The sequence below is a fragment of the Phreatobacter sp. genome, from assembly GCF_052440005.1.
GTDB lineage: Bacteria > Pseudomonadota > Alphaproteobacteria > Rhizobiales > Phreatobacteraceae > Phreatobacter.
The window spans coordinates 1-11,843 of record NZ_JBQVQL010000119.1; the positions used below are offsets into that span (position 1 = coordinate 1).

Annotated in this window: 11 protein-coding genes; 7 read left to right on the forward strand and 4 right to left on the reverse strand. The window is 69.4% G+C overall.

What is annotated here, in order from left to right:
- From secG to tpiA, 3 genes are all read right to left on the reverse strand, one after another.
- Positions 1-278 (reverse strand): preprotein translocase subunit SecG (gene secG, locus ACT6XY_RS20590; protein ID WP_444750178.1); only part of this gene is annotated, 278 nt, incomplete at its 3' end.
- Between the two features lie 104 nt (positions 279-382).
- Positions 383-1,798: a multidrug transporter subunit MdtD gene (gene mdtD, locus ACT6XY_RS20595; protein WP_444750179.1), complete on the reverse strand. Its 1,416-nt coding sequence runs from the start codon at positions 1,796-1,798 to the stop codon at positions 383-385.
- A 12-nt stretch (positions 1,799-1,810) separates the two neighbouring features.
- Positions 1,811-2,563, reverse strand: coding sequence for a triose-phosphate isomerase (tpiA, locus tag ACT6XY_RS20600; protein ID WP_444750180.1), 753 nt, complete (start codon positions 2,561-2,563; stop codon positions 1,811-1,813).
- A 167-nt stretch (positions 2,564-2,730) separates the two neighbouring features.
- Here tpiA and ACT6XY_RS20605 point away from each other — a divergent pair, with 167 nt between their 5' ends.
- The 6 genes from ACT6XY_RS20605 to ACT6XY_RS20630 all read left to right on the forward strand — a co-directional run bounded on the left by ACT6XY_RS20605 (position 2,731) and on the right by ACT6XY_RS20630 (position 9,966).
- Positions 2,731-4,617, forward strand: a complete 1,887-nt coding sequence (locus ACT6XY_RS20605) for a SurA N-terminal domain-containing protein (RefSeq protein WP_444750181.1) — start codon at positions 2,731-2,733, stop codon at positions 4,615-4,617.
- Between the two features lie 24 nt (positions 4,618-4,641).
- On the forward strand, positions 4,642-6,159 hold the full coding sequence (gene trpE, locus ACT6XY_RS20610) for an anthranilate synthase component I (RefSeq protein ID WP_444750182.1): 1,518 nt from the start codon (positions 4,642-4,644) through the stop codon (positions 6,157-6,159).
- A complete protein-coding gene (locus ACT6XY_RS20615; RefSeq protein WP_444750183.1) occupies positions 6,156-6,770 on the forward strand; it encodes an anthranilate synthase component II in 615 nt (204 codons plus the stop codon). The genes trpE and ACT6XY_RS20615 overlap by 4 nt, the downstream gene beginning before the upstream one ends.
- The gene (trpD, locus tag ACT6XY_RS20620) at positions 6,770-7,786 is read left to right on the forward strand and encodes an anthranilate phosphoribosyltransferase (RefSeq protein WP_444750184.1); all 1,017 of its coding nucleotides are present in this window, start codon (positions 6,770-6,772) and stop codon (positions 7,784-7,786) included. The genes ACT6XY_RS20615 and trpD overlap by 1 nt, the downstream gene beginning before the upstream one ends.
- A gap of 4 nt (positions 7,787-7,790) precedes the next feature.
- A complete protein-coding gene (trpC, locus tag ACT6XY_RS20625; protein ID WP_444750185.1) occupies positions 7,791-8,579 on the forward strand; it encodes an indole-3-glycerol phosphate synthase TrpC in 789 nt (262 codons plus the stop codon).
- Between the two features lie 181 nt (positions 8,580-8,760).
- Entirely contained in the window at positions 8,761-9,966 is a 1,206-nt protein-coding gene (locus tag ACT6XY_RS20630; protein ID WP_444750186.1) for a vWA domain-containing protein, read from the forward strand.
- A 69-nt stretch (positions 9,967-10,035) separates the two neighbouring features.
- Here ACT6XY_RS20630 and ACT6XY_RS20635 read toward each other — a convergent pair whose 3' ends face one another.
- On the reverse strand, positions 10,036-10,374 hold the full coding sequence (locus tag ACT6XY_RS20635; RefSeq protein ID WP_444750187.1) for a phasin family protein: 339 nt from the start codon (positions 10,372-10,374) through the stop codon (positions 10,036-10,038).
- A 498-nt stretch (positions 10,375-10,872) separates the two neighbouring features.
- Between ACT6XY_RS20635 and ACT6XY_RS20640 the strand changes: the two genes are divergently transcribed.
- The coding region (locus ACT6XY_RS20640) for a D-alanyl-D-alanine carboxypeptidase family protein (protein WP_444750188.1) at positions 10,873-11,843 on the forward strand (971 nt) is incomplete at its 3' end.

The following is an 11,843-nucleotide window of genomic DNA, read 5'->3' on the forward strand; positions in this document are numbered from 1 at the left end:
GCCGCAGGCGCAGCGGGAGCCGTCGTCGCCGGCCGGTCGAGCAGGGAGCGGGGGCCGCGCGCCTGGGTCGCCAGCAGGGCAAGCGTGATGGAGGTCAGGAAGAAGCCGGTCGCAAGGATCGCGGTCGCCCGCGTCAGCACGTTGGCCGTGCCGCGGGAGGACATGAAGTTGCCGCCGCCGCCCATGCCGAGGCCGCCGCCTTCGGAGCGCTGGAGGAGGACCACGACGATCAGCGCGAGCACGATCATCAGGTGGACGACGAGAATGACGGACTGCATGGCCGCGCGACGGTCCCTGGCTGGAAGAATGGGCGTCTCTACACGATCGGGCCGGCCTTGCCTACCCCGATGCGCCGGAGCGGATATGGGGTGCCGGCCTGGCCTCAGCCAGTCTCGTCCGAAGCGACCCCCCTGCCCCCGCCCGTGACGCCGGGATCGAGGTGCCAGAAGATCCAGGCCGAGGCCGTGGTGATGAGGCCGATCGTCACGAAGGTTGCCTGGAACGCCGGCACGGCGGACCCGAGCGCGCCTGCGGCGAAATGCGCCGTATAGGTGGCGAGCAGCGCCCCCGCCACGGTCACGCCGAGGCTCATGGACAGCATCTGCACCATCGAGAACAGGCTGTTGCCGCTCCCCGCCCCGGCCGGATCGAGATCGCGCAGGGTCACCGTGTTCATCGCCGTGAACTGGAACGAGTTGATCGCCCCGTAGCAGCCGAGAAGGACGAGCATCGCCGGCAGCGGCAGCAGCGGCATGAAGGCGAAGCTTGCCTGCAGCGTGCCCAGCACCAGCGTGTTGACGACCAGGAACCGGCGATAGCCGTAGCGGGTGATAAGTCGCGTGACGGCGCGCTTGGCCGTCATCGCCATGGCGGCGACGGGCAGCATCATCATGCCGGCCTCCGCCGGGCTGCGGGCGAGACCCACCTGCAGCAGCAGCGGGATGAGGAAGGGCATGGCGCCCGACCCGATGCGGGCGAAGAGGTTGCCGATGAGGCCGACCGTGTAGGTCGGGATGCGGAAGAGGCTCAGCGGAAACAGCGGGTCGGGTTTCCGCCGCGCATGCAGGAAATAGCCGATGATGAGGGCGAAGGCGAAGACGAGCAGCACGAGCACGGTCGCCCGCTCGAAGCCGAAGTCGGTGAGGCCGTCCAGCGAGAAGGACAGCGCCACCATGCCGAGGGACAGCATGAGATAGCCGACGACGTCGAAGCGCCCGACACCCTCGTTGCGGCCATCCGGCATGTAGATCGCGGTGAGGACGACGCCGGCGAGGCCGACAGGCAGGTTGATGAGGAAGATCCAGTGCCAGGACGCCGCCTGCACCAGCCAGCCGCCGAGCGTCGGGCCGATCAGCGGGCCGATGAGGCCGGGAATGGCGACGAAGCTCATGGCGGGCAGGAACTGGTCGCGCGGCACGTTGCGCAGCACGACGAGGCGGCCGACCGGCAGCAGCATGGCGCCACCCGCCCCCTGCACGATCCGCGACAGGACGAGCTGTGTCAGCGAGGTCGAGGCGGCGCAGGCGACCGAGCCCGCCGTGAACAGCACGATGGCGGCGAGGAACACCTTGCGGCTGCCGAAACGGTCGGCGAGCCAGCCCGAGGCCGGGATCAGCATGGCCATGGTGAGCGAATAGGCGATCACCACCGAGTGCATGCTGAGCGGGCTCTCGCCCAGCGCCCGCGCCATGGACGGCAGGGCCGTGTTGACGATGGTGGAATCCAGCGTCTGCATGAAGAAGCCGACGGCGACGATCCAGAGCAGGATCCTGAAGCTTCCGCCACCGGCCGTGGTCATGCCCGTCTGTCCTCAGCGATAGGCGGCGGCGATCGCCAGGAAGTCGGCCGCCTTGAGGCTCGCGCCGCCGACGAGGGCGCCGTCGACATTCGCCACCGACATCAGCTCCTTCGCGTTGGCGGGCTTCACCGAGCCGCCGTAGAGAATGCGGATGCCGGCGGCCTGCTTGCCGTGGCGGGAGACGAGTTTCCTGCGGATGAGGGCATGGACCTCGGCGACGTCCGCCGCCGTCGGCGTCAGGCCCGTGCCGATGGCCCAGACCGGCTCATAGGCGACGATCACCGTCTCGGGGCTCGCATTCTCGGGGACCGAGCGCGCCACCTGCCGGCCGACCACGGCCAGCGCCTTGCCCGCCTCGCGCTCCTCGCGCGTCTCGCCGACGCAGACGATGGCGGTGAGCCCGGCCCGGTTGGCGGCGGCGGCCTTGGCGCAGACCAGCGCATCGGTCTCCTTGAAGTACTGACGCCGCTCGGAATGGCCGACGATGACGGCGCTGGCGCCGGAATCGGCCAGCATCTCGGCGGAGACCTCGCCGGTGAAGGCGCCGGTGGCCTCGGTGTGGCAGTCCTGGCCGCCGATGGCGATGCGCGTGCCGATGGCCGCGACCGCCGCAAGGTAGGCGAGCGGCGCCGGCGGGCAGATCATCAGGTCGACCTTGGCCTTGAGGCCGGCGTCGTAGCCCTCGGCCATGGCCGCGATTTCCTTCAGCGCGGCGCGGCTGCCGTTCATTTTCCAGTTGCCGGCGACGAGCGGACGCACGCCCATGACGATCTCCTTGGATGGGTTGAAGATGGGGTGGGCGGGTGCCTAGCAGAACATGCGGGAGGGTACCACCTGCCATGCTTGCCCCTCCGGGGCGCCGTCACTATGCTCCGCCGACTTTTTCAGCCCCTCGCGGCCACCGTTTGCCGCCCTCAGGAGACCCGACCGGCATGTTGACCGGCCTTCGCAGCGCCTTCGAGAAGGGCTTCGCCCGCTTCATCCTGATCGCCCTCATGGGCATCCTCGTGCTGTCCTTCGCCGTCTGGGGCATCGGCGACATCTTCCGCGGCGGCACGGCGACGACGGTCGCCAGCGTCGGCAGCACACAGATCTCGGTGCAGAACTTCCAGAACGCCTACAACCGCGAGGTGCAGAACCTCGGCCGCATGGTCGGCCGCGGCATCACGCCCGACCAGGCTCGCCAGTTCGGCATCGACCAGCGCGTCCTCAACCAGCTCGTCACCGAGGCGACGCTGGACGAGCGCGGCCGTCAGCTCGGCCTCGGCGTCGATGACGACACGATCCGCAGCCGCATCCTCGCGACCCCCGCCTTCCGCGGGCCCACCGGCCAGTTCGACCGCACCGCCTTCGCCGAGGTCCTGCGCCAGTACGGCTTTACCGAGCAGAGCTTCATCGAGCAGGAGCGCCGCCTCGCCGTGCGCCAGCAGATCGCCGGCGCCGTGTCCGACCGCCTGGGGACGCCCCAGGTGCTCATCGACGCCATGACGCGCTTCCAGAACGAGACGCGCCAGGCCCAGTTCGTGGTGCTCGGCGCCGCCCAGGCCGGCGACGTCCCCGCCCCTGACGCGGCGACGCTGCAGGCCTATTTCGACGCCAACAAGCAGAGCTTCCGCGCCCCCGAATACCGCAAGCTCGTGGTCCTCACCCTGTCGCCGCAGGAGCAGGCCGGCTTCCAGCAGGTGCCTGACGCGCAGGTCGCGGAAGAGGTCGCCCGGCTGCGCGAGACGAACGAACGCCGCACCATCCAGCAGCTGACCTTCCCGACGCCGGAGGAGGCCCAGGCGGCCGCAGAGCGGCTCAAGGGCGGGCTCTCCTTCGACGACCTCGCCAAGGAGCGCAACGTCAGCCCTGCCGACCTCACCATCGGCAACCTGTCGCGCGCCCAGGTCGCCGACCCCGCCGTGCGCGACGCCGCCTTCGCCCTCGCCGAGGGCGCGATCAGCGAGCCGGTGCGTGGCCGCTTCGGCACGGTGCTGCTGCGCGTCACCGCCGTCGCGCCGTTCAACGAGGGCCAGGCGACCGAACAGGCGCGCATGACCATCGCCACGACCATGGCCCGCAACGCCGTCAACGACCTGCATGACCGCATCGAGAAGGAGCGCTCCTCCGGCCTGCCCCTCACCGACATCGCCTCCAGGGTCGGCCTGACGGTCAACTCCGTGGACGCGGTGGACGTGCAGGGCCGCGACCCCTCGGAGGTACAGCTGAACCTGCCAGGCGCCTCCGACTTCCTCCCCGCCGCCTTCCGCGCCGAGGTCGGCCTCGAAAACGAGCCGGTCAACAACCGCGAGAGCGGCCTGTGGGTCTGGTACGAGGTCGCCGCCGTCACGCCGGCCCGCGACCGCACCCTCGACGAGGTGCGCCCGCAGGTCGAGGCCCGCTGGCGCGAGGACGAGGTGAAGATCCGCATCGGCAAGGCTGCCGACGTCATGGCCACCGCGCTCCGCGAGGGCAAGACGCTGGCCGAGCTCGCTCAGGCCGCCGGCGTCGAGGTGCGCACCAACCCTGCCCTCAAGCGCACGGCCACGGACGGCGTCTGGGGCGCGAGCGCAGTCCAGATGCTGTTCGCCACGGCGAAAGGCCAGAGCGCCAATGCCCCCGCCGTCGACGGCATCGACCGCATCGTCTTCGTGACGACGGAAGTGGCGCTGCCGGCCGATGCGACCCTCGACCAGCGCACCCGCGACCAGCTCTCGCAGTCCATCGAGGACGATGTCCTCGCCCAGTATATCGCCCGCCTGCAGAGGGACTTCGGCTCGTCCGTCAACCGCACCCTGCTCAACCGGGCGGTCGGCGGCACGGTCGAGACCCGCTGAGCCGGCAGCGACGACGAGGATGTCATGCAGATCGAGCCGGCCTTCGAGGCCTTCCAGCCCCTCCACGCCGCGGGTCAGCCCCAGGTGGTGTGGACGACGCTGGTGTCGGATCTGGAGACGCCGGTCTCGGCCTATCTGAAGATCGCGGGGTCGAAGACCAACGCCTTCCTGCTCGAATCCGTCGAGGGCGGCGCCATCAAGGGCCGCTACTCCATCCTCGGCATGGAGCCCGACCTGATTTGGCGCTGCCGCGGCCAGGTCGCGGAGATCAACCGCCGCCCGGCGGCCGACCGCAACGCCTTCGTGCCACTGCCCGACGCGCCGCTGGCCGAGCTGCGCAAGCTCCTCGCCGACAGCCGCATCGCCGTGCCCGATACCCTGCCCCCCATGGCGGCGGGCGTCTTCGGCTATCTCGGCTACGACATGGTGCGGCAGATGGAGCATCTGCCGAACGTGCCGCCGGATCCCCTCGGCCTCGCCGATGCCCTCTTCATCCGCCCGACCGTCGTCCTCGTCTTCGACGCCGTGAAGGACCAGATCACCGTCGTGACACCGGTGCGGCCGCAGCCCGGCCAGGGCGCGAAGCAGGCCTATGACCAGGCGGTGAACCGGCTCGGCGCCGTCATCGACGCCCTCGACGGACCGCTGGAGCGGCAGACGCCCCTGCCCGACCACGCCGAGATCATGGCGGGCCTCGTCTCCAACACCTCGGAGGCCGCTTACTCCGCCATGGTCGACCGGGCGAAGGAGTACATCGCCGCCGGCGACATCTTCCAGGTGGTGCTGTCCCAGCGCTTCTCGACGCCCTTCACCCTGCCGCCCTTCTCGCTCTACCGTGCGCTCCGGCGGGTCAATCCCTCGCCTTTCCTCTACTATCTGGCCTTCGACGGCTTCTCGGTCGCCGGCTCCTCGCCGGAGATCCTCGTGCGCGTGCGCGACGGCCGAGTCACCATCAAGCCGATCGCCGGCACCCGCCCGCGCGGGGCGACGCCGGCAGAGGACAAGCGCCTCGGCGAGGAGCTGCTCGCCGACCCGAAGGAGCGCTCGGAGCACCTCATGCTGCTCGACCTCGGCCGCAACGACGTCGGCCGCGTCGCGAAGATCGGCACGGTGGAGGTCACCGACCGCTTCTTCCTCGAGCATTATTCCCACGTCATGCACATCGTCTCGAACGTCGAGGGCGAGCTCGATCCGAAGCACGACCTGATCGACGCCCTCGCCGCCGGCTTCCCGGCCGGCACGGTCTCCGGCGCGCCCAAGGTGCGCGCCATGCAGATCATCGACGAGCTGGAGAAGGAGAAGCGCGGCCTCTATGCCGGCTGCGTCGGCTATTTCTCCGCAACCGGCGCCATGGACACCTGCATCGTGCTGCGCACCGCCGTGGTGAAGGACGGGCAGATGTACGTCCAGGCCGGCGCCGGCATCGTCGCCGACAGCGTCAACGCCATGGAACAGGCCGAGTGCGTCAACAAGGCCAAGGCCCTCGTCCATGCCGCCGACGAGGCGGTGAAGACGGCGGCCCGGGTCGGGAGGGGCCAGTGAAGATCACCCTCATCGACAATTACGACAGCTTCACCTGGAACCTCGTCCACTATATCGGCGGCCAGGAGATCGGCGGCGCGAGGCCCGAGGTGGAGGTCGTCCGCAACGACAAGACGACCGCCGACGCCGTGATCGCCGCCGACCCCGACGCCATCGTGCTCTCCCCCGGCCCCTGCACGCCGAACGAGGCGGGCATCTGCCTCGACCTCATCGCGAAAGCCTCCGACCGCATCCCGATGTTCGGCGTCTGCCTCGGCCACCAGGCCATGGGTCAGGTCTTCGGCGGCCAGGTGGTGCGGGCGCCGAGGCCCATGCACGGCAAGATGTCGACCATTTCGCACGAGGGCCGCAGCGTCTTCCGCGGCATCAACGGCCCCTTCCAGGCGACGCGCTACCACTCGCTCACCGTCGACCGCACCGGCTGGCCGGATGACCTCGAGATCACCGCGGAGTCCGAGGACGGCGTCGTCCAGGGCCTGATGCACCGATCGCGGCCCGTGCACGGCGTGCAGTTCCACCCCGAGAGCATCGCCTCCGAGCACGGGCACCGCATGATCGCCACCTTCCTCGACCTCGCGGCCGCTTGGAACCGCAGCCAGGGACGCCGCTGATGGACCAGTTCAAGACCCTGATCGCCAAGGCGGCGACCGGCGCCCCGCTGACGCGCGAGGAGGCGGCCTCCGCCTTCGACCAGATCATGTCGGGCAATGCGACGCCGTCGCAGATCGGCGGCTTCCTCATGGCCCTGCGCGTGCGCGGGGAGACCGTCGACGAGATCACCGCGGCGGTGGAGACCATGCGCGCCAAGATGGTGCGGGTGGAGGCCCCGGCCGACGCCGTGGACGTGGTGGGCACCGGGGGCGATGCCTCCCACTCGCTCAACATCTCGACGTGCGCCGCCTTCATCGTCGCGGGCGCGGGCGTGCCCGTCGCCAAGCACGGCAACCGTGCCCTCTCCTCCCGGTCGGGTGCCGCAGACTGCCTGATGGCCCTCGGCGTCAAGATCGACCTCTCCCCCGCCGGCATTTCGCGCTGCATCCGCGAGGCCGGCATCGGCTTCATGTTCGCGCCGGCCCACCACCCCGCCATGAAGCATGTCGGCCCCACCCGCGTGGAGCTCGGCACCCGCACCATCTTCAACCTGCTCGGCCCGCTGTCGAACCCGGCCGGCGTGAAGCGCCAGATGGTCGGCGTCTTCTCCGGCCAATGGGTCGACCCGCTGGCGGCGGTGCTCGCCAATCTCGGCTCCAGCCACGCCTGGGTCGTCCACGGCTCCGACGGGCTCGACGAGGTGACCGGCACCGGCCCCAGCGCCGTCGCCGAGCTGAAGGGCGGACGCATCACCAGCTTCACCGTCCAGCCCTCGGACGTCGGCCTCGGTCTCTGCCAGCCTGGCGACCTGAAGGGGGGCGATGCCGCCCACAACGCCACCCAGCTCCGTGCGGTGCTGACGGGAGCCCGCAACGCCTATCGCGACGTCTCAGCCCTCAACGCGGCCGCCGCGCTCGTCGTCTCCGGCCGCGCCGCTACCCTGCCCGACGGCTTCGCCATGGCCACCGCCGCCCTCGACACCGGCGCCGCGGCGAAAACCCTCGACCGGCTCGTCGCCGTCTCCGGCGCGGCGTGATCCCATGGCCGACATCCTCAGGAAAATCGAAGCCTACAAGCTGGAGGAGATCGCCGCCGCCAAGCGCGAGCGCCCCTTCGCCGCGGTCGACGCAGCCGCGCGCGCGGCATCGCCCGTTCGCCCGTTCGCCGGCGGCATCGACAGGGCCATCGCCGCAGGCCGCACCGCGCTGATCGCCGAAATCAAGAAGGCGAGCCCCTCCAAGGGCCTCATCCGGGCCGATTTCGACCCGCCGGCCCTCGCGCGCGCCTACGAGGCGGGCGGCGCCAGCTGCCTCTCCGTACTGACCGACGCCCCCTCCTTCCAGGGCGCGCCGGAGTTCCTGACGGCGGCCCGCGACGCCTGCTCCCTGCCGGCCCTGCGCAAGGACTTCATGCACGACACCTACCAGGTGGCCGAAGCGCGGGCGTGGGGCGCGGACTGCATCCTGGTCATCATGGCCTCGGTCGACGACGCCCTCGCGGCCGACCTCGTCGCCGCGGCGGCCGACTACGGCATGGATGCGCTGGTCGAGGTCCACGACGAGGCCGAGCTCGACCGGGCCCTCGCCCTGCCCTCCCGGCTGATCGGCATCAACAACCGCAACCTGCGCACCTTCGAGGTGACGCTGGAGACCGCGGAGCGTCTCGCCCCCCGCATTCCGGGCGACCGCATCGTCGTCGGCGAGAGCGGGATTTTTGTCTCATCGGATGTATCAAGGCTGCGACAGGTGGGTATCAGGACACTGCTCGTCGGAGAAAGTTTGATGCGGCAGGATGACGTTACGGAAGCGACAAGGCGTCTCCTCACCTAACGCGACCCCTTGCGGAAGGTCATGTTCCCTTGGGCCGCCTCGCGAATCCGCCCTTTCTCGGTTAACGACCGGTCAACGTCGCGCGGCAAACACTAAAACAATTGAATCGCGTGCGATTCCAAAAGCTTATTTGGTGCCCCGTAATCTCGGCCGCGGTCGCAGATTGGGGGGTCGCCACGCCATGTGGAACAAAATCCTGAGGTTCACGAGAGATCGACGCGGCACGCTCGCCGTGCTCTTCGCCGTCTCGCTCTATCCCATCATGATGATGATATGCGCGGCGGTGGACCTCAGCCGCCAGAGCCAGCAGCAAGCCCGCCTTCAGGCGGCCCTCGACGCCGCCGCCCTCTTCGTCGCCCGCCTCGTCGCCGACGGAAAGACCCCCGCAGATTTGAGCGCCGCGGCGCGCGCCTTCGTGCTGGGCAACGTCAACCCGTCGGAGATGACCAACGTCACGGTCGTCGCCACCATGGACAACACCAATGTGCAGGTCCGCGGCACCGGGCAGATCAACCCGGCCATGCCGAACATCCTCAGCGCCAACGATCTCACCGTCCGCGGCGTCGCCGGCGCCACCTGGCGCACCAAGAAGATCGAGCTGGTCCTCGTCCTCGACAACACCGGCTCCATGTCGAGTTCGGGCAAGATGTCGGCGCTCAAGACCGCCGCGAAGAACCTGATCGATACCATGGCGATCGTGTCCAACAAGCCGGACGCCGTCCGGATCGGCATTGTGCCCTTCGACGTCCAGGTCCGCCTCGGCACGAGCTACAGGAACGAGAGCTGGCTCACCTATGCCGGGACGAGCATCACGTCCTCCTCTTGGACGGGTTGCGTCGCCGACCGCGACCAGAGCCACGACGTCGCCGACACGACGCCGAACACCGGCGTGCCCGCCACGCTGTTCCCGGCGCGCAATTGCACCAACTCGAACCTCACCAGCATCATGCCGCTGTCGACCGACTGGACGGCGCTGAAGGCGAAGGTCGACGCCATGTCCCCGGCCGGCAACACCAACGTGACCATCGGCCTCGTCTGGGGCCTCCACATGCTGACGGCCAATCAGCCGCTCACCACGGCCCGCACGCTGGTCCAGGAACCGGATCTCGAGCGGATCATCATCCTGCTCACCGACGGCGACAACACGCAGAACCGCTGGACCACCAACGGCACCTCCATCGACGCCCGCACGGAGCTCGCCTGCACCAACACCAAGGCCAACGGCATCCGGCTCTACACGATCCGCGTCATCAACGGAGACGCCGCCCTGCTGCGCCGCTGCGCGAGCGAGACCTCGATGTACTACGACGTCCGCGCCGCTTCGGAACTCGTGCCCGTCTTCCAGCGCATCGCGGCCGAGATCGGGCAGTTGCGGCTCACGCAGTGACGTCGCAGCCATAAAAAAGGCCCGGCGCACGGCGCCGGGCCTGTTGCATCCGGACGGGGCCGGAGCCTCTCACTTCGCCGGGGTGAACTTGGCCATCACGGCTTCGTAGGGCTTGAAGACCTCCTTGAAGAGGTCGGTATAAAGCTCGCCGATCTTGGTGGCGCGGGCCACGGCCGCCTCGTAGGCGGTCTTGGCGTAGTCCGACTGAACCTCGATCGCCTTGTCGAGGCTCTTCACCGCAGCGATCTTCTCGATCGAGGCCGAGCCGTCCTCGAAGGACTTCTTGGTGTAGTCGACGATCTCGGCGGCGATCGCCTGGTAGCCCTTGGTCAGGGCCGTCATCGCCTTGACGGCGTTGTCGAGGCCGTCCTTGCCGAGCTTCTGCACGTCTTCGAAATTCTGGGCCATGGCCGCACTCCTCGCGATGGATCCACCGATGGGAACACCCGGCCGGGGTCGCCGAGCACACGCACTCACCGGGTCCTGATACCCCCGATGCTGCACTGCGTCAATTAACCTTTTTGCACTGCAACATAGGCCGAACGGACGAGCCCTCGCCCGTCCGGGCGAACCATCTGCGACGACGAATCGCCGCTTAACCAACTGGCAACCGCGAACGCTTACCGTGCTTGTCAACGGCCGCTGGGTTTCAGGGGCTGCAGTGCCGAGTACGGCTGCGTATCGCCGATTGTGGTGTCGCGTCGCCGGCGGTCCCCAGGGACCGCCGGTTGTGATGAACCGATCGAACCGCAGCTCTGCCCGGTGCGCCAGGGACAGGATTGCGGACCGGTCGCCAGAAGGCTCCCGGCCCCGCGCGTAAAGAGTTCAGGGGTGGCGGAAATGGCGACGATCAACGGCGCCGGCCGGGCGGTGTGGAACCGCACGACCTTCTTTCTGGCGGCTGGCATGGCCGCCACTCTGTCGCTGACCGCCGCCACCCAGGCGGAGGCGAGGCCGCGGCGCTACGCCGGTTATGCGCCCGCCTATTCGGCCATCGTCATCGACGCCAAGACCGGCGAGACGATCCACGCCGAGGCGGCCGACGCCCACCGCTTCCCGGCCTCCGTCACCAAGGTGATGACCCTCTACCTGCTGTTCGAGCAGATCGATTCCGGCCGCTTCTCGCTACAGTCGCCGCTGCGCGTCTCGGCCGAGGCGGCACGTCAGCCGCCGTCGAAGATCGGCGTGCGCGCCGGCTCCACCATCACCGTCGAGGAGGCGATCCGCGCGCTCGTCACCAAGTCGGCCAACGACGTCGCCGTCGTGGTCGCCGAGAACATCTCCGGCTCGGAAGAGGCCTTCGGACAGCTCATGACCCGCAAGGCGCGGTCGCTCGGCATGAGCCGTACCACCTTCCGCAACGCCTCCGGCCTGCCCGACGCCACCCAGGTCACCACGGCCCGCGACCTCGCCACCCTCGGCCGCGCCATCCAGGACCACTTCCCGACCTACTACCGCTACTTCCAGACCTATTCCTTCGCCTATCGCGGCGTGAACCACCGCAACCACAACCGGCTGCTCGGCCGCGTCGAGGGCGTGGACGGCATCAAGACCGGCTATACCCGCGCCTCCGGCTTCAACCTCCTGACCTCCGCCCGCCGCGGCCAGCGCCAGATCGTCGCCGTCGTCATGGGTGGCCGCACCGGCGGCGCCCGCGACGCCCGCATGAACCAGCTTGTCGAGGCCACCTTCCCGCGCGCCTATGCCGGTGCCCGCACGGCTCCGCTGATCGCCCGCGCCACCGAGCCGGCCCGTCCGCAGACCCGCATCGCCGTGGCGGCCCAGGTGCCGATGCCCGGCCGTCGCCAGCCGGTGGCAGAGCCCATGCCGATCACGCCCATGGCCGCCGCGGTCATCACCGCCGGCCAGACCCGCGG